Source organism: Pandoraea commovens, from assembly GCF_024704525.1.
Classification (GTDB): Bacteria; Pseudomonadota; Gammaproteobacteria; order Burkholderiales; family Burkholderiaceae; genus Pandoraea; species Pandoraea commovens.
The window spans coordinates 5,763,890-5,789,685 of sequence record NZ_CP102780.1; the positions used below are offsets into that span (position 1 = coordinate 5,763,890).

Consider the following 25,796-nt stretch of genomic DNA (forward strand, 5'->3'; position numbering starts at 1 on the left):
GATCATGAACTTCTCGAAACTGATGCGCGGCACCGCCCTGCTGTCCGGCCTTTGCGGCTTGTTCGGCGTCTTCGGCCTGACGGCCGTCACACCCGCCCATGCACTCGACATCAAGTTGCCTCAGGAAACGTCGCAACTCAAGGCGTCGACGCTCGCAGGCCATCAGGCCGCCAGCGCATGGTGCGCGATGTGCCACTCCATCGACTACATCAATTCGCAGCCGCCCATGCCGTCCGCGTTCTGGCACGCCGAAGTGACCAAGATGGTGAAAGTCTACGGTGCACCGATTCCCGAAGATCAGGTCAAGCTGATCTCCGAGTATCTGGGCACGACTTACGGCACCGACCACAAGTAACGTCGTTGGTTAGCCCATGAGCAGTACCGGGGTGCAACCCTAATTTTGACTCTGGTTGCACCTCTTTCGAAACCCGGTTACGATGCCGCCATTCACCCGCTATGGGTGTCACGCATTTTTGCGTTTTCGCGTCATCAGGGTCCCTTCTCATGGCTAATACCACTCTCGGCGTCAAGGTCGACGATATCCTGCGCACCCGTCTCAAGACGGCCGCCCAGCAAATCGAGCGCACTCCCCACTGGCTCATCAAACAGGCGATCTTTGCCTATCTGGAGCGCATCGAAAGCGGCGCGCTGCCGCCCGAGCTAAGCGGTGCAACCCAGTCGGGCACCGAGGTGATCGACGGCCATGCCGGCGACGACACCGTGCCGCACCCGTTCCTGGAGTTCGCGCAGAACGTGCAGCCGCAATCGGTGCTGCGTGCGGCCATCACGGCTGCATACCGTCGTCCGGAACCCGAGTGCGTGCCCGTGCTCGTCGGTCAGGCCAAGCTCGCACCGGCCACGGCCACGCTCGCGTCCGATCTCGCCCGCAAGCTCGTCGTCGCCCTGCGCGGCAAGAGCACCGGCGGCGGCGTCGAAGGTCTGATCCACGAATTCTCGCTGTCGAGCCAGGAAGGCGTGGCGCTGATGTGTCTGGCCGAGGCGCTGCTGCGCATTCCCGACAAGGCCACGCGCGACGCGCTCATCCGCGACAAGATCAGCAAGGGCGACTGGCACGCTCATATGGGCAACTCGCCGTCGATGTTCGTCAACGCCGCGACCTGGGGCCTGATGATCACCGGCAAGCTCGTCACCACGACGAGCGAGGCGGGTCTGACCAAGGCCCTCACGCGCCTGATCGGCCGCGGCGGCGAACCGCTCATCCGCAAGGGCGTCGACATCGCCATGCGTCTGATGGGCGAGCAGTTCGTCACTGGTGAAACCATCTCCGAAGCCCTCGCCAACAGCCGCAAGTACGAAGCCCAAGGCTTCCGCTACTCGTACGACATGCTCGGCGAAGCTGCGACGACGGAAGAAGACGCGCAGCGTTACTACGCCAGCTACGAGCAGGCGATTCATGCCATCGGCAAGGCGTCGGCCGGACGCGGCATCTATGAAGGCCCGGGCATCTCGATCAAGCTCTCGGCCCTGCATCCGCGCTATTCGCGCAGCCAGCACGAGCGCACGGTCACCGAGCTGCTGCCGCGCGTGCAGGCGCTGGCCAAGCTGGCCCGCTCCTACGACATCGGCCTGAACATCGACGCCGAAGAAGCCGACCGCCTCGAAATCTCGCTCGATCTGCTCGAAGCGCTGTGCTTCGATCCGGAACTGGCTGGCTGGAACGGCATCGGCTTCGTGGTGCAGGCGTATCAGAAGCGCTGCCCGTTCGTGATCGACTTCATCATCGATCTGGCGCGCCGCAGCCGTCACCGCATCATGGTGCGTCTGGTCAAGGGCGCGTACTGGGACACCGAAATCAAGCGCGCGCAGGTCGACGGCCTCGAAGGCTATCCGGTCTACACCCGCAAGATCTATACGGACGTCTCGTACCTCGCCTGCGCGAAGAAGCTGCTCGCGGTGCCGGATGCCATCTATCCGCAATTCGCCACGCACAACGCGTACACGCTGTCGGCGATCTATCACCTCGCGGGCAATAACTACTACCCCGGCCAGTACGAGTTCCAGTGCCTGCACGGCATGGGTGAACCGCTGTACGAGGAAGTCGTCGGGGCCATCGCCGCAGGCAAACTGGCGCGACCGTGCCGCGTGTACGCCCCGGTCGGCACGCACGAAACGCTGCTCGCTTACCTCGTACGCCGTCTGCTGGAAAACGGCGCGAACACGTCGTTCGTCAACCGTATTGCGGACGAAACCGTCAGCGTCGACGAACTGATCGCCGACCCGATCACCGAAGCCGAGAAGGTGCAACCGCTCGGCGCACCGCACGCCAAGATTCCGCTGCCGCGCGATCTGTACGGCACGTCGCGCGCCAACTCGTCGGGCTTCGATCTCTCGAACGAACACCGTCTGGCCTCATTGTCGTCGGCCCTGCTCGCCAGTGCTGGCACGCCGTGGCGCGCCGCCCCCATGCTGGGTGACGGCGAACGCACCGCAGGCACGCCGCGCGCCGTACGCAACCCGGCAGACCTTCGCGACATCGTGGGTCAGGTGATCGAAGCGACGTCCGCCGACGTGGAAGCCGCGCTCACGCACGCCGTGGCGGCGGCCCCGATCTGGCAGGCCACGCCGGTCGAAGAACGCGCCGACTGCCTGATGCGCTCGGCCGATCTGCTCGAAGCCCACATGCCTACGCTCATGGGCCTGTGCGTGCGTGAAGCGGGCAAGTCGCTGCCGAACGCGGTTGCGGAAGTTCGTGAAGCCGTCGACTTCCTGCGTTACTACGCCGCACAGATCCGTCAGGGCTTTTCGAACGATACGCACCGTCCGCTGGGCCCGGTCCTGTGTATCAGCCCGTGGAACTTCCCGCTCGCCATCTTCGTCGGTCAGGTCGCCGCAGCGCTGGCGGCCGGCAACCCGGTCATCGCCAAACCGGCCGAGCAAACCCCGCTCATCGCCGCCGAAGCCGTGCGTCTGATGCAAGCTGCCGGTGTGCCTTCCGGCGCACTGCAACTGCTGCCGGGCACGGGCGAGACCGTCGGTGCTGCGCTCGTTGCCGACGCCCGCACCAAGGCCGTGATGTTCACCGGTTCGACCGAAGTCGCCCGCATCATCGCGCGCACGCTGGCCGATCGTCTGGACGCCAATGGCCGTCCGATCCCGCTGATCGCCGAGACCGGCGGTCAGAACGCCATGATCGTCGACTCGTCGGCGCTGCCCGAACAGGTCGTGTACGACGTGCTCGCCTCGGCCTTCGACTCGGCCGGTCAGCGCTGCTCGGCCCTGCGCGTGCTGTGCTTGCAGGACGACATCGCCGACAAGACGTTGCACATGCTCAAGGGCGCGATGCAGGAGCTTGCCATCGGCAACCCGGATCGTCTGTCCATCGACGTCGGCCCGGTGATCGACGCCGAAGCGCAGAACGGCATCACCCGTCACATCGAACAGATGCGCGGCAAGGGCTTCCCGGTCGAGCAACTGACGCTGCCGGACGCCGCTCGTCACGGCACCTTCGTGCCGCCGACGCTCATCGAGCTCACCGACCTGAAGTCGCTGCAACGCGAAGTCTTCGGCCCGGTGCTGCACGTGATTCGCTTCAAGCGCGCGCAACTCGACAAGCTGCTCGACCAGATCAACGGCACGGGCTACGGCCTGACGTTCGGTGTGCACACGCGGATCGACGAGACCATTGCTTATGTGACGGAGCGCGCGCACGTCGGTAACGTCTATGTGAACCGTAACGTGATCGGTGCTGTGGTCGGTGTGCAACCGTTCGGCGGCGAAGGTTTGTCTGGGACGGGTCCGAAAGCGGGCGGTCCGATGTATCTGCCGCGACTGCTGGCGACGCGTCCCGCCGCCCTCGCCCCGGAGCTGAACCGCAACGAAGCCGCGCTCTCACCGCTCGTGAACTACCGCGACTGGCTCCGTCAGCAAGCGGACAGCGCCCCCGCCATCGATCGCGTCGACCGTTATCTGGCGACGTCCGCACTGGACGCCACCGCCGTGCTGCCCGGACCGACCGGCGAGCGCAACACGTACGGTCTGGAGCCGCGTGGCCCGGTGCTGTGCGTCGCGGCGACGACACTCGGTGCACGCACGCAACTCGCGGCCGTCCTGGCCACGGGTAACAACGCGGTGTTCACCGACAGCGCCGCCGCCCGTGAACTCGTGGGTGCGTTGCCCGCGACGCTCAAGGGACGTGCATCGGTGCTGGCGGCCGGCGCAGACGCCGCAAGCGAAGCGGCGCTGGCTGCGGTGCTGTTCGAAGGTGACAGCGACGAGTTGCGCGCCCTGAACCGCCGCATCGCCACGCGCAACGGTCCGATTCTGTCGATGCAGGGTCTCGCCCCCGAAGCACTGGCGGCTGGCGACGACTACGCGCTGGAACGTCTGTTGTGCGAACGCTCGGTGTCGGTCAACACGGCCGCCGCTGGCGGTAACGCCAACCTCATGACCATCGGCTGATCTTTCGAGCCATCGATGTCACCCCGCCGGATTTGGCGACGTCTCCTCCCGGATTCGTCCTAAATCTGGCGGTGTCGTTTCCTTCAGTTATCCCGTCATTTCCCCGCTAACGCGCCGGTTTCACCCTGAATCCGGAATGCGTCGTCACAGCAACGCCCGCCTCAAACGTCTCGCACAAGACCGCTCCCAGCGCACGCCGCAGCCTCTGTAATACCGTCCGTAATTCCTGCGCACTATCGTTACTTCACTTGCGCCTTCGTCGCACCGCTAATTGCGTACATGCGCAATTTGAGCGAAATCGGGGTATCGTCGCGCCCGCCCCCGACATATAACGCGTCTCACCGCCTTCGAGCGGTTAACCCGTGCCGACGACACGTATCGTCGGCCATTGCGGTCTTCAGCACGCGTTTGCCCCTTTCGTCATGCCGGAAGACAGGCACGGCGCGCTCCTGAGCCGTACAAGGAGGCAACATGTCCCTTTGGAATCCCACGGCGGTCTCGTTCACCGTCTATTTGCTGTTGATGCTGGTGATCGGCTGGCTCGGTTACCGATCAACCAACAACCTCTCGGACTACATTCTGGGTGGACGCCGTCTCGGCAGCTTCGTTACCGCGCTGTCCGCAGGCGCCTCCGACATGAGCGGCTGGCTGCTGCTCGGCTTGCCCGGCGCAATCTACGTCGGTGGCCTGTCCGGTGTCTGGATCGCCATCGGTCTGGCCATCGGCGCGTGGGCCAACTGGCGTCTCGTGGCGGCACGGCTACGGGTACACACGGAAGTCTGCGGCAACGCGCTGACGCTGCCCGAATACCTGACGCAACGCTTCGGCGACCGTAGTCACGTATTGCGCATCGTCACGGCGCTCGTGATTCTCACGTTCTTCACGATCTATTGCGCCTCGGGCGTGGTGGCCGGTGCACGTCTGTTCGAGACGATGTTCGGACTCGACTATCACACCGCCCTGTGGATCGGCGCGGTCGCGACCATCGCTTACGTCTTCATCGGCGGCTTCCTCGCTGTGAGCTGGACGGACACGGTGCAGGCCTCGCTGATGTTCGCAGCACTCGTCGTCACGCCGATTGCCGTCATTACCATCGACGGCGGACCGGTCGCGGCGGTCACAGCAGTCACGGCCGTGCATCCTGCACACACCGACTGGTTCGGCGATCTCGCGCCCATCGGCGTGATTTCGATGCTCGCGTGGGGCCTCGGCTATTTCGGCCAGCCGCACATTCTGGTGCGCTTTATGGCCGCGCGTTCGGCAGCGGCAATTCCGCAGGCGCGTCGCATCTGCATGACGTGGATGGTGCTGTGCCTGGCGGGCGCGGTGGCCGTGGGCTTCTTCGGTCTGGCGTTCTATAGCGCGCGTCCCGAGCTGGGTGCGGGCGTGCAGGCGAACGCCGAAACCATCTTCATGGCGCTCACGACGCAACTCTTCACGCCGTGGCTTGCGGGCGTACTGCTGGCCGCGATTCTCGCAGCCGTCATGAGCACGCTGTCGTGCCAGTTGCTGGTGTGCTCCAGCGCGCTCACGGAAGACCTCTACAAGACCTTTGCGCGCGGGCCGGTGAGCCAGAAGCGTCTCGTGTGGATCGGTCGCGCCATGGTGCTGGCCGTGGCCGTCGTGGCCGTGCTGCTCGCGATGGATCCGGAGAGCCGCGTGCTGGGCATGGTCAGCTATGCCTGGGCGGGTTTCGGAGCGGCCTTCGGTCCGCTGGTACTGGCTACCCTGCTGTGGCCGCGCGTCACGCGTAACGGGGCCCTGGCGGGCATCGTGGTCGGGGCGGCGACCGTCCTGATCTGGAAGCAATTCGGCTGGTTCGACCTGTACGAAATCGTGCCGGGCTTCGCGCTGGGCGGTCTGGCACTGTATGTCGTCAGCCGACTGGATCGTGCGCCGAGCGCCGAGGTACTGGCCCGTTACGCCGCCGCCGAAACGATGCTGAAGGACATTCGCGAAGGCAAATCGACCGGCGAAGTTATGGGCGGTGGCACCGACGCTCCGGTGGCGCAACCTTCGCCATAAGGCGGTAGCACCTTCTATCGGAATTTCTCCCTCTTGACCGACGCGAGCAGCCATCCAATACTGCCGCGTCGGACGCATTTTGCGTTTGATTGCGATTGATGCCGCCACGGGTCAACCGGCCCGATGTTGACGGCGTTTCAAGAAAGGCGTGCCGCGGCGATCCCGCAGACACGCCACTCACGACAAACACATGCAAGGAGAGGGTTGATGCAATCGAAGCTTACGGCTAGCGCCGTCGCAGTCGCGGGGCTGCTCGCATTTGGCGCGGCTAACGCGCAACAGGCGCAGGAAGTGAAGGTTGGTTTTGCCGCACCGCTTACGGGCGCACAGGCCCACTACGGCAAGGACATGCAGAACGGCATTCAACTGGCCATCGACGAGTACAACGCCACCAAGCCGACCATCGAAGGCAAGCCGGTGAAGTTCGTGCTGCAATCCGAAGACGATGCGGCCGACCCGCGTCAGGGCGCGCTCGTTGCACAGAAGCTGGTCGACAACGGCATCAAGGGCATGCTCGGCCACTTCAACTCCGGCACGACCATTCCCGCGTCGCGCATCTACGCGCAGGCCGGTATTCCTGAAATCGCCATGGCCACGGCCCCGGAATACACCAAGCAGGGCTTCAAGACGACGTTCCGCATGATGACGTCCGACATCCAGCAGGGTTCGGTCGTCGGCTCGTTTGCTGTCAAGAAGCTGGGCTTCAAGAACATCGCCATCGTGGATGACCGTACCGCTTACGGTAAGGGTCTCGCAGACGAGTTCGAAAAGGCCGCCAAGGCTGCCGGCGGCAAGATCGTGCGTCGCGAATTCGCCAACGACAAGGCCGTGGACTTCCGCGCCATTCTCACGAACCTGAAGCGCTCGAACCCGGACGTGGTGTTCTACGGCGGTGCCGACGCACAAGCTGGCCCGCTCGCCAAGCAAATGCGCGAACTCGGTATCAAGGCCACGCTGATGGCTGGCGAAATGGTCAAGTCGGACGCCTTCCTGAAGATCGCCGGTGACGCCGCCAACGGTTCGGTCGTCTCGCTCGCCGGTCTGCCGCTCGACAAGATGCCCGGTGGCGCCGCTTACGAGTCGCGCTACAAGGCCAAGTTCGGCGCTGCTCCGGAAACGTACTCGCCGTACGCTTACGATGGCGCAATGGCCATGATGTCGGCCATGAAGAAGGCCAACTCGACGGACCCGGCCAAGTACCTGCCGGCGCTGGCGAAGACGAGCATGCCCGGCGTAACCACGCGTGAGCTGGCTTACGACAACGTGGGCGATCTGAAGTACGGCTCGATCACGCTGTACAAGGTCGTGGACGGCAAGTGGACCGTGCTGGAAACCGTCAGCGGCAAGTAAGCCATCGACGTGCCTGAGCGTCGACACTTAGCGCGCAAGGCACCGCAGTAAAACGGCAAGGGCCGGTGAGGATGACTCACCGGCCCTTGTGCTTTTTGACGCGTCTGGAACGATGGTGCGCTCCGGACCGCGCCGTTCGATCAGACAGCGTTCGGGGTTATTGCATCCTCGGCATCTTCGCCGCGCCGACCGGCCACCTTATCGCCAGCGGTCTTCGACTCGCGCGTCGCGGGCCAGACATCCGCGGGCAACTTCGCGCGCAACTCGGGCGGCAATGCGTCGCGTGCGAAGACGGGTTCGGCAACCCCCGCCTTGCGTTGCGTCTGATAGTCGCACCACGCCGCCTGCGCGTAACGTATCAACAGGCCAATCGCGACGAGGTTGATGAACGCCATCAACGCCGTGCCGACATCGGCAAAGCTCCACACCAGCGGCAAGCTCGCGACGGAACCCAGCATGACCGCGAGCAGAACGAAGGCACGGAAGATGTTGAGGAGCCACACGCGTTGCGTCAGGAAGTCCATATTCACTTCGGCAAACGCGTAATTGCCGAGCACGCTCGAATATGCGAGGAAAAATACGGTGATACCGGTGAAGATCACTGCCCAGTCGCCGAAGTGCACGCCCAGCGCGCGTTGCGTCAGCACAGCGCCTTCCGGTCCCGAGCCGGGGATGAACTGCCCCGAAAGCAAAATCATGAATGCCGTGGCCGAACATACGACGATGGTGTCGAAAAACACGCCGAGCATCTGCATGAGTCCCTGCTGCACCGGATGCTTCGTCGTGGCCACCGCCGCCGCGTTGGGCGCACTGCCCATGCCAGCCTCGTTAGAGAAGAGGCCGCGCTTCACGCCCATCAGCATCGCCTGACCGACAGCGTATCCCACAATGCCGCCCGCCGCTGGCTCAAGGCCGAACGCATGACGCCAGATCATGGCGATCATGCCGGGGATTTGATCGATGTTCACGAGACAGACGTACGCCGCCATACCAAGATACAAGACGGCCATGACCGGCACGATCCATTGTGCGAAGCGAGCCACGCGCCGCACCCCGCCATAGATGATCGGCGCGGTCAGCAGCACGAGCGAGATACCGATCCACTGCGGCTCCCAGCCGAATGCCGCTTCGAGTGCATTCGCAATCGAATTGGACTGCACGGAGTTCAGCGCAAAGCCGAACGTGTAAAGCAACACCACGGCGAAAACGACGGCGAACTTGTGCGAACCGAGTCCGAGCCGGATGTAATACGCCGGTCCGCCGCGAAACGTGCTGTCGTGGTGAGGAATTTTGAAGATTTGCGCGAGCGTCGATTCGACGAACGCCGAGGCCATGCCCAGCAACGCCGTCATCCACATCCAGAAAATAGCGCCCGGACCGCCAATGGTCAGCGCGACCGCGACACCTGCGATATTGCCAGTGCCGACGCGGCTGGCGAGCCCGGTCGCGAAGGCCTGAAACGGGGAAATGCCAGACGTACCGCCAGAAGTGCGCAGCAAGCTGACGCTATGCACAAATGCGCGGATCTGAATGCCGCCGAACCGCAAGGTGAAATACAAGCCCGCGCCAAGCAGGGCAATGACCAGCGGGTAGCCGGATAGCGTCCCGCCAATCGCGTCGACCGCCGAATTGAGCCAACTTTCCATCGATTGCGTCTCCTTTCGTAACCGCCTGTCGTCCCCCGGGAAATCAGGGTGTGAGGCAGGAGAATCGCAACATTTCGCGCAGTTCGGGACTTTGTCGCTGCACTTTACGTTTATTCCTAATCGCCGACGCCTTTGAGGTCACCACCCTCCGCGCGCGGGCAATAAAAAAGCCGCTCGGCATTCGCCGGGCGGCTCAAAGACAAGGCAAGGAGACATCGGCGGGTAGATTAACCGGGGAATATGTCGAGGGTGTGACGCGCGGAAGGACTTGCGGTGGGGAGGGTAATCGGCAGGCGGCAATTCAACGCAACGGGCAAGTTGAGAAAGTGCATTCGCTCATACCTCTCGGCCAGTCAGCTTGTCTCATTATTGCGCATTGCAGGACGATATTTGCGCCGTAGGCAGCACGCCGATGGAACCAGATGCCGCCCGGTTCGTAAGTGAGTGAAGCATCGTCGCCGGTGAGCCTTCCATTAAAATTTGCCCTGATCTTGCATGAAGCCATATTTGCAGGCCTCGAAAAAAGCCACCATGAATTGCCGTCGGAGCGTCCGTTGACGGTTGTAGTTACCATCGCAATGCTGTAGTTCAGCTGAGATCGGGTGCTCTCCAATCCAAACGTGCGAAAGAGTACCTGCAATTCCTCGTTGAACTTCCGCGCATCCTTGTCGGCAACCACACTAATCGGTTTGACCGACGCCTCGTGAATTGGCGGCATCGTGCTGTAGGTCCGGGTATAGTTCCACCTCGTGGATTTGCGTCCACTTTCCAAATAGCCTCCATGCTCATCGAAGGTCGGCCATCCCCACCAATACCAGGCATTTTCACCCACGTTCGGTGTACCGGAGCCCTTGGACAGGCAGATCAATTGCTCACGTCCACTCGGGGACTGCGTGACAATAAAATTTCCCTGATCTTTCGCAGCCCGCAACTCCGCGCCCTGTCCGTTTCCATTGACGATCGTGCACGCCAGGACTTTGGCGTCTCGACGAGACGAAACGTAGAAATACAATGCCGATCCAAGCTTCGCCCCCTCCCGGCTGGGTGCAAGAGAAAACCGCGAGACCCTCCACTGCTGGTCGACCAGAATTGCTTTTTCGATCTCCTTGATGATTTCCTTCGGCACCTCCTTGACGCTGCCCGGGGTGCTGGCGAGTTTCCACACCCAATAGTTGCTGCCCGGCGAACTCCGTTGGCATGAAAGCAGTTTGCCGTCGTCATCTCGCGTCAGGCCCCACACGTCACAGGTCGTGCCAGCCATTTTGCCCTTCTTCAACTGCACGACTCCGGACTCCGCCGAAAACGACTCCGTGAGCAAGTTCTTGGCCGATACGTCGCCAGCCTCATCGATGTTCTTGCCCTGCATCTTCAATGCCCCACCCAGCGTTGCACCTTTCGACGCATGCAGACTCCCGACGTTAGCGGTGCCGGTTACGTTGGCCTGCCCGACTTGAAGGGTGCCCGTACCCGTAATGTCTTTCGCGCCAACGATACTGTGATTCGTGCCCTGATCGCTCAGGTCGAGTTCACCTTTGATGTTCGCACTGCCCGTGATCTCGATCTGCTTCGCTTTTACTTTTCCGTCCGCAACAATGGTGTTCGCCTTAACTTCGCCAACACCAACGATGTTATGTCGGGTAATCGTTTTGTCGTTCTTGTCACGTTCCTCAAAATCCAGCGGCCCTTTCATTTTGGAACCATCGCGTCGCACGAAAACGCTCTGGGCACTTGTGGCGTACCCCCCTCTGATGGCAACCAGTCCTGCCGCACCAACCGGGTTGAATACACGACCGGTACTTCCGCCAGAATCCAGGAACCTGAATTCCTTCTTGCCCTCGTCTGAAGACACGCCGCCCAACGCACCGATTTTGCGTGCGGCAATGACCGCTGCATCGATATCCGGTTCCGCGGAGTAGCGTTTCAACATGGGCTTACTGATGTAGGTCAATGTCTCGACATTGCAGGTGCCTTTCGCGTCACACGCGGGATACACGCGAATAGCGTACTCTCCAACGTTACCCGGCGGCGTCGTCCCCATACCGACTGCTCCGGTCACCTTGATGAGCGTCGTCGCATCCAGATTGCCGACGAAACGGCCTAACGCATCGCTTTTCTGAACGAACGTGACGCCGTTCACTTCGAAGGTTCGTTTCGAGTCCCTCAAAAGCGCGTCGATTTCATGGTGATGCGCTACGACAAAGCTCTCCACCCGGCCACCCACCGCCTTTAACGCCTCCCCCACACGCTCGGCTTTCTCGATACGCATATGCCTCGATTGATTGATCCCCCAGAACGAAATCAATAGCCCAACGACAGCGACGGCCACCGCCGCAGAAATCAAGAAGACACCCGATTGTCTCTTCCGCATCGCCCCTCCTCTGACGAAACTGCATTGCGCCATATCGCGCGTGGCAGCAAAGTCGTCAAAAAATCGGACATTTTGCGAGCGGACATGCCCCCCGAAAATCAGGGAACCCCTGAAATTTGGCATCGGAGATGTCCGAAAACTGAAGCGATTACCCAAAAAGAAAAATGCCGCACAGTGGTCGCGCGCACCGTCGCCATGCAGGGCGATGCGGGTGGCGTTCATGTGCCGGACAGATGAGCATTCGGTAGCGAGTCGCGCGCTTCGACGCAGAGAGGCATGACGTGGGGAACCCGACTGCGCTCACCACGTGGATGCACAGTTGTTGCCGCCGTGACTGCAAACGGAGAAACCTGCGGCTAATGCGTCTGCCTTCGTGGGAAATGCACAGGTCACCTCGCCATACGTATTGCCAAAGTCGACGATGGGTGTTCCGTCGGCATCCATCTCAACAGAGGCCCGTTTGGAACCTCCGGATGTCGAATAGCACCAGTTCCGCTCCGTCACTGTGCATGCCAGCGCACCTTTCATTCGGCCCCGATAGCTACCGGTGCAATTTTTCCACTCGTAGCTCCAGATGCCCATCACGATGTGCTCTTGTTGACGGCGCGCAAATATGGCGATGGCTTTGTCCTGGAACTCGGAGGTATAGCTAGCGTACAGTTCACGCGGTGGAATGTTGACGTAATTCCATGCATTCGAACTGATTATCGAGTACACCTCCGCTTTTATATGTTTCGATCGCGATAAGCACGCAACGGCGGCGCCATTTCCGGTCCGGGAAAACGATATCGAGCCGTCGGACATCAACGTAATCTCAGGACTGCCCGCATGGTCGCTGCCCGCAAGGAATGTTGCGGACGTCATGTTACTGCGCGGCATGTCGACCAGCGCACAGGCCAACGCGCCCCAGACACGGGACATCCCCTGATGCTGGGCCGGCCGAAAAAGGGAGAGCCACATCGCCTCATTTTTTCGGATGACCTGAATAATGGGATCCGGCACTTCCGTTACGGTTTTCGGCGTACTCGCCAATTGCCAGGACCCGCTTTGACATGAGAGCACGCGCCCACGGGCATCGAGCGCGATGCCGTTGGACGCAGAACGGTCGATGCCGCCGACGCCACTGCAAGCGCCACCAACGCGGTACTCCTGTTCCAGCACGACCACACCTGATCCCGACTTCAAGGCCTGCCTCGACGTGATCGTGTCCGCAACTGCCTTGCCTGCTCGCAAATCGCCGCTGACCTTCAGATCCTTTGAGACCTCGACGCTTTCCGCACCCAGCGCACCATCGACCTTTGCACTGGCGACATCGAGTCTCTTCATCGTCAGCGTTCCGTCTCCCGTAATGTCTCCCGCCCCAAGGATATTGCTTCGCTTCTTGGTGGTCGGATCGGTCAGATTCAGCGGGCCGCTTATCGTGGCACCGCCCATATTCACCGTGCCTTTCACGGTCGCACTCATTACCTCAAGGGACTGTCCCTCGATCTTTCCCGCGCCCACGATGCCGTGCTTGCCCATCTGCAGATCGCCGGTCATTGCGCGCGAACCGTCGCGACGAAGATAAGCGTCCGCCGCACCGGTCGAGTAACCCCCTCGCATTGCCACGAGGCCGCCCGTCGTCGCGAACTTCTCAACGGTACTGTTGCGTCCATTAGCCTCAAGAAATCGGAACGCGTGCCCCCCTCCCATCTGCGATACGCCACCTAACATGCCGATCTTGCGCGCAGCAATCGCCGCCGCGTCCATGTCCGGCTCAGACGTATAAGGTTTTGGAATCGGCTTCTCGATGTACGTCAGGGTTTCGACGTTGCAGTTGTTTCCCTTGCCGTCGCATCCGAGATAGACCCGAATGACGTAGTCCCCGACATTCCCCGGCGGACGCTCACCGATGCCGGTCGCGTTCGTCGCCTTGATCAGCGTAGCGGCCGTGAGTTTGCCGACATATTCGTTGCCAAGCGCATCCGTCTCTCGTTGGAATGTCATTCCACCGGCTTTGAGCTGCTTCTTCCCATCGCGTAACAACGCATCGATCTCATGATGATGCTCGACGACGAAACTCTGCACTCTGTCGCCGATAATCTTGAGCGCCTCGCCGATACGTTCGGCTCTCTCGATTCGCATCTGACGCGCGTAATTCACGCCCCAGAACGAGATCAGTACGCCCAGGATGGCGACCGCAATCGCGGCCGAAATCAGGAATGCGCCTGTTTGCTTCTTTCGCATTGTCCGTGCCCTCTCTCTCAGTCACGTCACTGCCGCGCAACGCGATATCGTGCGTGGCAGTAAAGACGTCAAGCCCGCTATTCTCTAGGCAAGCGCCCGAAAGAGGTCTGGGAGGTGTCCGAACTTCGCGAACCGCGCTCGCGAAACCGACAGTGCGGGCCACAAAAAGAAAAAAGCCGCACGGCGAAAACCGTGCGGCTTTGATGTTGCTACGCAGAACGCGTCAGCACTCGACGATATTCACCGCCAGTCCACCGCGCGCCGTTTCCTTGTACTTCGTCTTCATATCGGCACCGGTCTCGCGCATCGTCTTGATGACGGAGTCGAGCGACACGTAGTGCGCACCGTCGCCGCGCAGCGCCATGCGGGCGGCATTCACCGCTTTCACGGAGGCCATCGCGTTGCGCTCGATGCACGGAATCTGCACGAGGCCGCCGACCGGGTCGCACGTCAGGCCCAGGTTGTGCTCCATGCCGATCTCGGCCGCGTTCTCGACTTGCTCGACCGTCCCGCCCAGCACGGCGGCCAGTGCACCGGCCGCCATCGAACACGCCACGCCGACTTCGCCCTGACAGCCCACTTCCGCGCCTGAAATCGACGCGTTGAGCTTGTACAGAATGCCGATGGCCCCGGCCGTGAGCAGGAAGTCGATCACGCCCTGTTCGTTCGCGCCGTGCACGAAGCGGTCGTAGTAATGCAGCACCGACGGGATGATGCCCGCAGCACCATTGGTCGGCGCCGTGACCACACGACCGCCCGCCGCGTTCTCTTCGTTGACGGCGATCGCGTAGAGGTTCACCCAGTCCATCACCGACAGCGGATCGGACAGCGTGCGCTCCGCACGTTGCGTCAACTGACGATACAGTTCCGGTGCACGACGTCGCACATGCAGCGGCCCCGGCAACTCGCCGTCGGCCTCGTCGTTACCGATGCCGCATCCGCGCGTCACGCACGATTGCATTACGTTCCAGATGTTGAGCAAGCCGCGACGAATGTCCTCTTCTGCGTTCTCGCCGTGATGCCAGACCTTTTCGTTCTCCCACATCAGCTGAGCGATGGACTTGCCGCTCGCGCGGCACATCTCCAGCAACTCCTTGCCCGTTCGGAACGGGTACGGCAACTGGTTATGCGCGGCGAGCACCTGCGCGTTCGACGCACCGGCCGTCACCACGAAACCGCCACCGACCGACAGATAGCGCCCTTCGCGCAGCTTGTTGCCCGAACCGTCGAACGCATGGAATTTCATGCCGTTCGGATGCTCCGCCATCGCCTCGCGACGGTAGAACACCATGTGCTCCTTCTCGACGAACGGCACCTCATGCTTGCCGAGAATCGACAGCACTTTTTCCTTGCGCATCGCGGCCAGACGCGCGGCAATCGTCGACGGATCGACCGTGTCGGGCGCTTCGCCCATGAAACCGAGCAACACGCCCTTGTCGGTGCCGTGACCCTTGCCCGTTGCGCCGAGCGAGCCGTACAACTCGGCACGCACCGACGCCACTTGCGGCAGCAGGCCGTCGCGCTCCAGACCCTGAACAAACATCAGCGCCGCGCGCATTGGCCCGACGGTATGCGAACTCGACGGTCCGATACCGATCTTGAACAAATCGAAAACTGAAACGGCCATGGGGCTTTCCTGAAGTGCTGAAACGTAGTTGTGACTCGACGGATACCGCTAATCTGACGCATCCGCGTTACATCTATAGAGACAAAAAGGGGCCAGCAATGTTTCTGCCGGCCCCCCGTTTGTCGAATTATCGCGACGTTTTACTCATAGTCGCTCATCGGCACGCAGGCGCAGAACAGGTTCCGGTCGCCGTAGACGTTATCGGCACGTCCGACCGGCGGCCAGTACTTGCGCTCGCGCAGGGCCTTCACCGGGTACGCCGCCTGACTGCGCGCGTAAGCGTGCGTCCATTCGTCGGCGGTCACGACATCGGCGGTGTGCGGCGCGTGCTTGAGCGGGTTGTCTTCGCGATCGGCACGGCCTTCTTCCACCGCACGAATTTCTTCGCGAATCGTCACCATCGCCTCGATGAAACGATCCAGTTCGTGCTTCGATTCCGACTCGGTCGGCTCGACCATCAGCGTGCCCGGCACCGGGAAGCTCATCGTCGGGGCGTGGAAGCCGAAGTCCATCAGGCGCTTGGCCACGTCATCGACGCTAATGCCGCTGGTGTCCTTGAGGGGACGCAGATCCAGAATGCACTCGTGCGCCACCAGACCGCCCGGGCCCGTGTACAGCACCGGGTAGTGCGGCGCGAGCTTCTTGGCAAGGTAGTTGGCGTTGAGGATGGCCGTCTCGGTCGCAGCCGTCAGGCCTTGTGCGCCCATCATGGCAACGTACATCCACGAGATCGGCAGAATCGACGCCGAACCGTAGGGTGCCGCCGACACCGCACCGATGCCATCGGCATCGCGCGAATAGCCCGTGGAGCGCTGGTTCGGCAGAAACTGCGCCAGATGCGCGCCCACCGCCACCGGACCGACGCCCGGGCCGCCACCGCCGTGCGGAATGCAGAACGTCTTGTGCAGGTTCAGGTGCGAGACGTCGCCGCCAAATTCGCCCGGTGCGCACAGGCCGACCATCGCGTTCATGTTGGCGCCGTCGACATACACCTGACCGCCATTGGCGTGCACGATTTCGCAAATCTGACGCGCACCCGCTTCGAACACGCCGTGCGTGGACGGATACGTCATCATGATCGCGGCCAGACGGTCGCGATGCTGCTCGGCCTTCGCTTGCAGATCGGCCAGATCGACGTTGCCGTTCGCATCGCATGCGACGACCACGACCTGCATACCCGCCATCTGAGCCGATGCCGGGTTCGTGCCGTGGGCCGACGCCGGAATCAGGCAGATGTCGCGATGCGCTTCACCGCGCGACGCGTGATAGGCCTGAATGATCAGCAGGCCCGCGTACTCGCCTTGCGAACCGGCGTTCGGTTGCAGCGAGACGGCAGCGTAGCCGGTCGCGGCGACGAGCATCTGCTCCAGCTGGTCGATCATCGTGCGGTAGCCGACGGTCTGCTCGGTCGGTGCGAACGGGTGAATCTGACCGAACTCCGGCCACGTCACCGGCAGCATTTCAGACGTTGCGTTGAGCTTCATCGTGCACGAGCCCAGCGGGATCATCGTGCGATCGAGCGCGAGATCCTTGTCCGACAGGCTGCGCAGGTAACGCAGCATTTCGTGCTCGGAGTGATAGCGATTGAACACCGGGTGCGTGAGGTACGCGCTCTGACGCGAGAGCGATGCCGGGAAACCGTTGGCGACGGTGGCTTCGATGGCGTCGAAGTCCAGCGACACTGCGCTCTTGCCCAGACCTTCCGCGACGACTTCCCACAGCGCGATCACATCCGCGCGCGTGCTGGTCTCGTCGAGCGAGATGCCCACGGTGTCGGCGTCTTCGCGACGCAGGTTGAAGCGGCGGGCCGCAGCCACCGTGTGGACGGTGTCCGCACGGCCGGCGACGGGCACCGTCAGCGTGTCGAAGAACGTCGCGTTACGCGGAGCCGCGCCCAGCGTTGCGAGACCGGCGGCCAGCGTGGCCGTCAGACGGTGCACGCGCTCAGCGATCACACGCAGGCCCTGCGGGCCGTGATACGCGGCGTACATGCTGGCCATGATGGCGAGCAGCGCCTGCGCGGTACAAATGTTCGACGTCGCCTTCTCGCGACGGATGTGCTGCTCGCGCGTTTGCAGCGCCAGACGCAATGCGGGCTTGCCCTGCGAATCGACCGACACGCCGACCAGACGGCCCGGCATCGAGCGCTTGAGTTCGTCGCGCGTCGCCAGATAGGCGGCGTGCGGGCCGCCGAAGCCCATCGGCACGCCGAAACGCTGGCTGTTACCGACAGCGACGTCAGCACCCCACTCGCCCGGCGGCGTGAGCAGCGTGAGCGAGAGCAGGTCGGCCGCTGCGATCAGCATGCCGCCCTTGGCGTGGATCGCGTCGGCCAGCGCACGGTAGTCGCGCACGTCGCCGCCCACACCCGGGTATTGCACCAGCACGCCGAAAGCATCGATTTCGGTGGCGGCGGCCACCGGGCCGACCTGCACTTCGATGCCCAGCGGCTTGGCGCGCGTCTGCACGACTTCGATGGTTTGCGGCAGCACGTCGTCGGCCACGAAGAACGTGTTCGACTTCGACTTGCCCGTACGCTTGACCAGCGTCATCGCCTCGGCGGCGGCGGTCGCTTCGTCGAGCATCGACGCGTTGGCAATCGCCAGCCCCGTCATGTCGATGATCATCTGCTGGTAGTTGAGCAGCGCTTCGAGGCGGCCCTGCGAGATTTCCGGCTGGTACGGCGTGTAGGCCGTGTACCAGGCGGGGTTTTCCAGCACGTTGCGCAGAATCACGCCCGGCGTGAGCGTATTGAAGTAGCCCTGACCGATGAACGACTTGAAGACCTGATTCTGGTCGGCCAGCGCGCGCAGTTGCGCCAGCGCCTGCGCTTCGGTCTGCGGTGCGGCGAACTGGCCGAGCGACGTGGCGAAGCGCGCGCTGTCGCGGCGGATCGAGTCGGGCACGACGGCGTCGATCAGCGCGGCGCGCGAGGCGTAGCCAAGCTCGGAGAGCATGGCCTGTTGTTCGGGAGTATCCGGGCCGATATGGCGCGCGGAGAAGTTGTCGCGCTGCTCAAGCTCGGCAAGCGAGCGGCGCGCGGCCTGCAGGTCGGTCAAAGCATTCATGGGTCAAATCTCTCGTTCGATCACGGCAAGTGACGGCGTAGGAGGTATTGCGTAATTCACGTCGACGCAGAGACGGTTTGCGAACAGCGCCGCGCGAGCCGAGGCCACGCAGCGCCGTCCACCGACCGGACTCGGTCGTCAGACCGGTCGCAGATTACGCGCCGATCTTCTTGGCGTAGGCGCCAGCGTCGAGCAGCTTGTCCAGCTCAGCTACGTTCGACGGCTTCACGCGGAACAGCCAGTTGCCGTAGGCGTCGCCGTTGATCAGGTCGGGCGAGCCCGGCACTTCTTCGTTCACTTCGAGGATCTCGCCGCTGACCGGCGAGTGGACGTCCGCAGCCGCCTTGACCGACTCGATCACGGTCGAGGCTTCGTCAGCGGCCACCGTGCGGCCGACATCCGGCAGCTCGACGAACACGATGTCGCCCAGGGATTCCTGTGCGAAGTCGGTAATGCCGACCGTCACGGTGCCGTCGGCTTCGAGACGCGCCCATTCGTCGGATTCGGTGTACTTCAGGTTATCGGGGATGTTCGCCATGTTGACGCTCCGGGATTCAGTGTTTGGGGTATTCGGTTTTCGGTACTTCGTGTCGCCGTGCCGTAATGGAGTCTTGCTCAGGCCACCACGGCCTTGCCGTGACGCACGAACGGTAATTTGACCACACGTGCGGGCAATTGCTTGTCACGAATTTGCACATGGACGATGGCACCGTCCGGCACGCCCTTCGGCAGGCGGGCAAAAGCGATCGATTGCTGGAGGCTCGGGCTGAACGTGCCGCTGGTGATTTCACCGTCGCCCGCGTCCGTCACCACGACCTGATGGGCGCGCAGCACGCCGCCCTTGCCGTCGAGCACGAGACCGGCGAAGCGCCACGTCTGGCCACGCGAGATCAGCGAGTCCTTGCCGACGAACGTGCGGTCGCTTTCCTTCTCGACGGTCCAGCCCAGACCGGCGTCGAGCGGCGACACGTCGTCGTCCATGTCCTGACCGTAGAGGTTCATGCCCGCTTCCAGACGCAGCGTGTCGCGCGCGCCAAGACCGGCCGGGCGCACGCCAGCGGCGACCAGCGCCTTCCACAGCGCCGCCACGTGATCCGAGTTCACGACGACTTCGAAGCCGTCTTCACCCGTGTAGCCGGTGCGCGCGATCATCAGCTCGCCGAAGGCGGTGTCTTTGGCGAACGCGGCGTTGAACGGCTTGAGGGTTTCGCTGACTGCCTGGCTGCCCGGCACGGCCTGCCACACCTTGGCGCGCGCGTTCGGACCCTGCACGGCCACGATCGACAGATCGCGACGCGGGGTGATCGTCAGGCTGTAATCGCCGTGGGCGTTGAGCTGACCGATCCACGCGAGATCCTTGTCGGCAGTACCGGCGTTCACGACGATGCGGAACCAGTCTTCGGCGATGAAATAGATGATGAGGTCGTCGATCACGCCGCCGCTCGGATTGAGCATGCAGGTGTAGAGCGCCTTACCCGGGGATTGAAGCTTGTCGACGTTGTTGGCGACGGCGAAGCGCAGGAATTCGCGGCAGCTCGGGCCGTGCAGGTCGACCACGCACATGTGCGAGACGTCGAACATGCCTGCGTCGGTACGCACGGCGTTGTGCTCTTCGATTTGGGAGCCGTAGTTCACCGGCATGTCCCAGCCGCCGAAATCGACCATGCGGGCACCGGCTGCGCGGTGCGTCTCGTTGAGCGGAGTACGTTTGAGTTCGGTCATCGGGGCGTCTGTCCGTAAGGCTCCAAGGTTCATGAATTCCGGACGACGTCTGGCGCGTGTGTCATTCGCCGATTTCGCCGTCCGAAAATGCAAAAAGGGGTCATCTCGACGACCGGCACTTGTCGCGCGGGGCGCGTGCCTGTGCACTAGCCCGGCGCAATGCCAGTTGGCGAGATGACCCCTCTGTCCTTGGTACCTGAGAGATTGCCCGGTTCATTCGATGACCGGCCCCTTCGGTGGGTTGCCCGCGTGCCATGCACGCCGCAACCGCTCTCCAGAGATCGAAGGCGATGCCTTCGGCGCGGCCGGTCCTTGATGCCTGAGAGTTTGTGGGTATTACCCCTTCGGCGGCGCCGGCATGTGCTTCCCGGCGCGCTCTCCCGACCACGCTCGCGCACTTTACGGGGAAAGCCGGGGACTGTCAATTTGGGCCAAAAACGGCTCGACGTGCCGTACGCGCTCGGCGCAATTTCAATGCCGATTCAATGTCGGCTCAGTGTCGATTTAGCGCGATTCGCCCGGATTCGTACCCGCCGGACACCCATCCCGTCCCCATCGTCCACTGCACACCGCCCAGATGCAGCGCTGCTTCGGAATCACTTCGAACCAGCGATAGCGGTCACATTGCGCGAGCGCTGCGGCAATCGTCGCCGCCGCCGTTTGCGCCGTGGGTGCAGACGCCACCGCAGCCGAGGCCACCTCGGACTGCCCTTGCGCTTGCTGCGCGGCGGCAATCGCGCCGATGTCGTCGTTGTCGTAATGGGCTGGCAGATCGGAGTTGGCCGCCGTCCGGGGCGGCGCACTGGGCCCAGCCCCTGCCGCCCTTCGGCTGAGCAATTGCATCATCGGATCCGGAGCACTATTCGAGGTCACCGTCGATGGCGACGTCGATGGCGACGTCGCAGCCGCCGTCAGCGCCGCCGTGGCCGCCGATGCGGTCAATGGCGTACCTCCTCCGGCCGTGGTCGCTGCGATTTCGGCCGCCGCGCCGGACGCCGCCGCATCCACCGCAGCGAGCGCCTGTGCACGCGCCAGGGCAGCCGACGCCTCGCTCGCCGCGCCAGCCACGGGGCTCGACGCCAGCGGCGCGTCGTTACCGGAATTGAAAGGGGTGACGGCGATTCCGCCGGGCGGCTTCGGCACCGGATCGACAAACGGCGCGCGCAGGTTCCACCAGATGCCGAGCAATGCGATGGCGGCGAATATCGCCGTGCCGATGACGAGCGCGCTGTTGAGCCAGCTGGGCTCTTCGCCACGCGCACGACGTTCCCGACGCGTGGGCTTTAGAGAGGGAGGAATGTCGGACGCAGCGGCGTCGGGTTCGGCAGACACCGCAGGCGAGCGCATCTCGGGCATCGCCCCGACGGCAGCCACGCTCAGCCCGTCATCCGGGAGGAATCCGGGTTCGGCATCCGCGAGTGTTGCGCCGCACTTCACACAGTGCAGTGCACGCGTCGCATTGTTCGTCCCACAGGTTGGACATTGCACGGCGACCTCACCACGATGGCAACGTTTTTCATTATAGGCACCCGGTCGGCGTCGACGCCAGCGCGACACCTTCTGCCAGCGGTCACGCGTCGCGCCGGCCCCACAGTCGGGCCCCCACGCTCAGCCCTGCGCGGGCCTTCACACGCGCGTCGTTAGGGACAACCCCTCGGTGTCACGGCGGCGTGCATCCTGCGTGATAGACTTGCCCACCACCCGGCGCATGCCCGTTTTGACCGACGTTTCGACCGAATCGCGGAACCTCCATCAGGCATGTCGCACGCGGCCAGCGCTTTCAATCTTCGTCCCCATCGCTTCACACCATGTCGTCCTTTCCGCTCAATCCTGCCCAGAACGAAGCCACGCACTATTTCGACGGCCCATGCCTCGTGCTGGCCGGCGCGGGCAGCGGCAAGACGCGCGTCATCACGCAGAAGATCGCATGGCTCATCGAAGCCAAGGGGTTCGAACCCAAGCACATCGCCGCCGTGACCTTCACGAATAAGGCGGCCGCCGAAATGCGCGAGCGGGTGGCGAAGCAGCTCGAAGGCAAGACGCTCACCACGCCGGGCAAGGTCGGGCGCAAGGTGCCCGTCAATCAGCTCACCATCTGCACGTTTCACTCGCTGGGCGTGCAGATCCTGCGGCGCGAAGCGGAAAACGTCGGCCTCAAACCGCAGTTCTCGATTCTCGACGCCGACGACTGCTTCGGCCTGATTCAGGAACAGCTCGGCACGACCGACAAGGCGATGATTCGCGGCGTGCAAACCGCCATCTCCCTGTGGAAGAACGGCCTCGTCACACCGGAAGTGGCGCTTGCCGCCGCCGAGACGGCCGACGAGCATCAGGCGGCTGTCGTCTATCGCAATTACATGGCGACGTTGCAGGCCTATCAGGCGGTCGACTTCGACGATCTGATCCGCCTGCCCGCCGAACTCTTCGAGCGCGACGAAGAAGTGCGCGAGCGCTGGCAGAACAAGCTACGCTATCTGCTCATCGACGAGTATCAGGACACCAACACGTGTCAGTACCTGCTGCTCAAGCTGCTCGCCGGTCCGCGCGCGGCGTTCACCGCCGTGGGCGACGACGATCAGGCAATCTACGGCTGGCGCGGCGCGACGCTGGAAAACCTGAAGCAGCTGCAAGTCGACTTCCCGACGCTCAAGGTCATCAAGCTCGAACAGAATTACCGCTCGACGTCGCGCATCCTGACGGCGGCGAACAACGTCATCGCGAAAAATCCGAAAATCTTCGAGAAGAAGCTCTGGAGTGAGCACGGTCTCGGCGATCCCATCACCGTCACCGCGATGAACGACGAGGAGCACGAAGCCGAGTCGGTCGTCTTCCGCCTATCCGCGCACAAGTTCGAGCGACGCGCGGAATTTCGCGACTACGCCATCCTTTATCGCGGCAACCATCAGGCGCGCATCTTCGAGCAGGTGCTGCGCCGCGAGCGCATTCCGTATGTGCTCTCGGGTGGTCAGTCGTTTTTCGATAAAGCGGAAATCAAGGATCTCTGCGCATATCTGCGACTGCTCGCGAATCCCGACGACGATCCCGCGTTCATCCGCGCCGTGACGACACCGCGCCGGGGCGTGGGCAGCACCACGCTCGAAGTGCTGGGCAGCTTTGCGGGTCAGGCGAAGGTGTCGCTGTTCGAAGCAGTCTATATGGGCGCGGTCGAAGCGCGCCTGCAACCGCGTCAGCTCGATCCGCTGCGCGCGTTCTGCGATTTCATTCAGCGCATCGCAGCGCGGGCCGCCCGCGATCCGGCCAACGAGGTCATCGACGACCTTATGGAAGGCATTCACTACGAGGCGTATCTGTACGACACGTTCGACGAGCGTCAGGCGCAATCGCGCTGGACCACCGTGCTCGAATTCCTCGAATGGATGAAGCGCAAGGGCACGCGCAGCGAGACGTCGGCGACCGCCGAAGGTCTCGATTCGCTGGAAGATCAGGATGACGACGCCAAGAGCCTCATGGAACTCACGCAGACCATCGCGCTGATGTCGATGCTCGAAGGCCGCGATGGCGACGATCCGGACGCCGTGCGTCTGTCGACGCTGCACGCGTCGAAGGGGCTGGAGTATCCGCACGTGTTTCTCGTCGGCGTGGAAGAAGGCATCCTGCCGCACATTCGCGAAGACGAGGAAGTCACCGCCGAGAAGATCGAAGAGGAGCGCCGGTTGATGTACGTCGGCATCACGCGGGCGCAGCGCACGCTGCAACTGTCGTGGTGCAAGAAGCGCAAGCGCGCCCGTGAGACGTACACCTGCGAAGTCTCGCGTTTTGTGCCCGAAATGCAACTGGACGAAGCGCCGCCCCCGCCGCCCGAAGACGCACCCATGTCGCCCAAGGACCGGCTCGCCAGCCTCAAGGCGATGCTCGCCGGTGGCGCGAACAAGACGCCGTCTGCCTCGGGCGCTTAGCGCTCAAGCGTCGCCCGTCCTCCACAAGCGAATAGCCCCCGCGAGCGGGGGCTGGACCAGGACACGGCCAGACTGCGGGCCGGATGGCGAATTACGGCGACATACGACGACGTCCTTACCGAGGCTGTCGGCGGCGGCAGGCACGCCGGGAACGCGATGCTTACCGCTACTACTTGCCACTACCTGAAGACGTTTGGTCACATGCGGCAGCCGGGCTCGTTGCCACGACCACACCCGCCAGACCGGTCATACAAAGCAGGACTGCAACCATCACTTTTCGCATAGGCACGCCTCCTCTCGTCAGGTGAAGTTTCACTATAGGAGCGCATCCTTTCGAAGACAAAGACATCTTGACCATCGGCGCGGGCCGGGTGATAGTCGGTAAAAAACGGGCGAAACGATACGCAAGTTGCGTCGATTTCGATCCAATGCCCACACCCTCCGCATCTTCGTCAGGCGCTTTGTCAGGCATGCCGTATGTTTGACGTGCGGTTTGACGTGCGTCGCGGTCGCGCGTGTGCGGCGCCGATCCCCAGTTTTTGTGGAGCGTGGTGCGTGAGACTGCATATTCTGTCCGACCTGCATTTGTCCGTGGCGCCGTTGGCCATCCCCGACGTCGAGGCCGACGTCACCATCCTCGCCGGTGACATCAGCCGCCCGGCGCAAGCCATCGAATGGGCGACGCAATTGCCGCGCCCCGTCATCTACGTTCCCGGTAATCACGAGTTTTACGGCGCGACGCTCGCCGGCACGCTGGCCGAATTGCGACGGCTGACGACTGGCACCAACGTGCATCTGCTCGAACGCGGCGCGGTCGTCATCGGCGGTGTGCGTTTCGTCGGCACAACGTTGTGGACGGACTTCGCGCTTTACGACGCCGAGGGCAAACACGACGCGGCCGTCGAAGAGTCGCTGAAGTTCGTGCGCGACTTCACGCGCATTCGCGTTGGCGATCCCGCCGCGCCGTGGTCCGATCTGCCCTTCTTTTCGCCGGACGACTGTGCAGCGCTGTGTCGCGAGAACGTGGCCTGGCTCGCGCGCACCTTCGCCGCGCCGCACGATGGCCCGACGGTGGCCGTCACGCATCACGCGCCGACACCACAGAGCATTCACCCGCGCTTTGCGGGCTCCCTCGTCAATCCGGCATTCATTTCGGATCTCACCTCGCTCATCGAGCAATCCGACGCCGCACTGTGGATCCACGGCCATACGCACGATTCGTTCGACTATCGCGTCGGGCACACGCGGGTGTTGTGCAATCCGCGCGGTTACTGCTTCGAGGGACGTGTCGAAAATCCGGCCTTTGACCCGCAGATGATTGTCCGCGTGTAACACGGCGGGTCTGAAACATCGGCTTCACGCGAACGTAGAAGCAAAAATCCCCGCCGAAGCGGGGATTTTTCGTTGTGACGTGCGCAGCGCGAAGCG

General features: G+C 62.9%; 14 protein-coding genes and 2 riboswitches. Of the genes, 6 read left to right on the forward strand and 8 right to left on the reverse strand.

The window, feature by feature from the left end; genetic code table 11:
• Positions 1-4: 4 nt before the first annotated feature.
• From sorB to NTU39_RS25945, 4 genes are all read left to right on the forward strand, one after another.
• Positions 5-355, forward strand: a complete 351-nt coding sequence (gene sorB, locus NTU39_RS25930; RefSeq protein WP_257958864.1) for a SorB family sulfite dehydrogenase c-type cytochrome subunit — start codon at positions 5-7, stop codon at positions 353-355.
• A gap of 149 nt (positions 356-504) precedes the next feature.
• Entirely contained in the window at positions 505-4,419 is a 3,915-nt protein-coding gene (gene putA / locus NTU39_RS25935; protein WP_150663629.1) for a trifunctional transcriptional regulator/proline dehydrogenase/L-glutamate gamma-semialdehyde dehydrogenase, read from the forward strand.
• A 471-nt stretch (positions 4,420-4,890) separates the two neighbouring features.
• Positions 4,891-6,444 carry a sodium/proline symporter PutP gene (gene putP, locus NTU39_RS25940; protein ID WP_150663630.1) on the forward strand — a complete coding sequence of 518 codons (1,554 nt, stop codon included), beginning with the start codon at positions 4,891-4,893 and terminating at the stop codon, positions 6,442-6,444.
• A gap of 207 nt (positions 6,445-6,651) precedes the next feature.
• Complete coding sequence (locus tag NTU39_RS25945; RefSeq protein WP_150663631.1) at positions 6,652-7,794, forward strand: branched-chain amino acid ABC transporter substrate-binding protein; 1,143 nt, start codon at positions 6,652-6,654, stop codon at positions 7,792-7,794.
• A 140-nt stretch (positions 7,795-7,934) separates the two neighbouring features.
• On the opposite strand, the gene NTU39_RS25950 is transcribed toward NTU39_RS25945, so the two are convergent.
• The 8 genes from NTU39_RS25950 to NTU39_RS25985 all read right to left on the reverse strand — a co-directional run bounded on the left by NTU39_RS25950 (position 7,935) and on the right by NTU39_RS25985 (position 21,939).
• Positions 7,935-9,440: an alanine/glycine:cation symporter family protein gene (locus NTU39_RS25950; protein WP_150663632.1), complete on the reverse strand. Its 1,506-nt coding sequence runs from the start codon at positions 9,438-9,440 to the stop codon at positions 7,935-7,937.
• Positions 9,441-9,741: 301 nt separating this feature from the next.
• The gene (locus tag NTU39_RS25955) at positions 9,742-12,030 is read right to left on the reverse strand and encodes a bactofilin family protein (protein WP_257958865.1); all 2,289 of its coding nucleotides are present in this window, start codon (positions 12,028-12,030) and stop codon (positions 9,742-9,744) included.
• A gap of 78 nt (positions 12,031-12,108) precedes the next feature.
• Positions 12,109-14,034, reverse strand: coding sequence for a hypothetical protein (locus NTU39_RS25960; protein ID WP_257958866.1), 1,926 nt, complete (start codon positions 14,032-14,034; stop codon positions 12,109-12,111).
• A 223-nt stretch (positions 14,035-14,257) separates the two neighbouring features.
• A complete protein-coding gene (locus NTU39_RS25965) occupies positions 14,258-15,661 on the reverse strand; it encodes an L-serine ammonia-lyase (protein ID WP_150663636.1) in 1,404 nt (467 codons plus the stop codon).
• A 140-nt stretch (positions 15,662-15,801) separates the two neighbouring features.
• Positions 15,802-18,729, reverse strand: a complete 2,928-nt coding sequence (gene gcvP, locus NTU39_RS25970; protein WP_150663637.1) for an aminomethyl-transferring glycine dehydrogenase — start codon at positions 18,727-18,729, stop codon at positions 15,802-15,804.
• Positions 18,730-18,883: 154 nt separating this feature from the next.
• The gene (gcvH, locus tag NTU39_RS25975) at positions 18,884-19,267 is read right to left on the reverse strand and encodes a glycine cleavage system protein GcvH (protein WP_039393944.1); all 384 of its coding nucleotides are present in this window, start codon (positions 19,265-19,267) and stop codon (positions 18,884-18,886) included.
• Positions 19,268-19,344: 77 nt separating this feature from the next.
• Positions 19,345-20,451 (reverse strand): glycine cleavage system aminomethyltransferase GcvT, encoded by a 1,107-nt coding sequence (gene gcvT, locus NTU39_RS25980; protein ID WP_257958867.1) that lies wholly within the window; start codon positions 20,449-20,451, stop codon positions 19,345-19,347.
• A gap of 173 nt (positions 20,452-20,624) precedes the next feature.
• A riboswitch (glycine riboswitch) is annotated at positions 20,625-20,739 on the reverse strand.
• 8 nt (positions 20,740-20,747) lie between these two features.
• Positions 20,748-20,844: riboswitch (glycine riboswitch) on the reverse strand.
• 111 nt (positions 20,845-20,955) lie between these two features.
• A complete protein-coding gene (locus NTU39_RS25985; RefSeq protein ID WP_257958868.1) occupies positions 20,956-21,939 on the reverse strand; it encodes a zinc finger Ran-binding domain-containing protein in 984 nt (327 codons plus the stop codon).
• Positions 21,940-22,259: 320 nt separating this feature from the next.
• Here NTU39_RS25985 and NTU39_RS25990 point away from each other — a divergent pair, with 320 nt between their 5' ends.
• Together NTU39_RS25990 and NTU39_RS25995 are read left to right on the forward strand one after the other, a co-directional pair.
• Positions 22,260-24,368: a UvrD-helicase domain-containing protein gene (locus tag NTU39_RS25990; protein WP_150663640.1), complete on the forward strand. Its 2,109-nt coding sequence runs from the start codon at positions 22,260-22,262 to the stop codon at positions 24,366-24,368.
• Positions 24,369-24,923: 555 nt separating this feature from the next.
• A complete protein-coding gene (locus tag NTU39_RS25995; protein ID WP_257958869.1) occupies positions 24,924-25,700 on the forward strand; it encodes a metallophosphoesterase in 777 nt (258 codons plus the stop codon).
• The last annotated feature ends 96 nt before the right edge of the window (positions 25,701-25,796 follow it).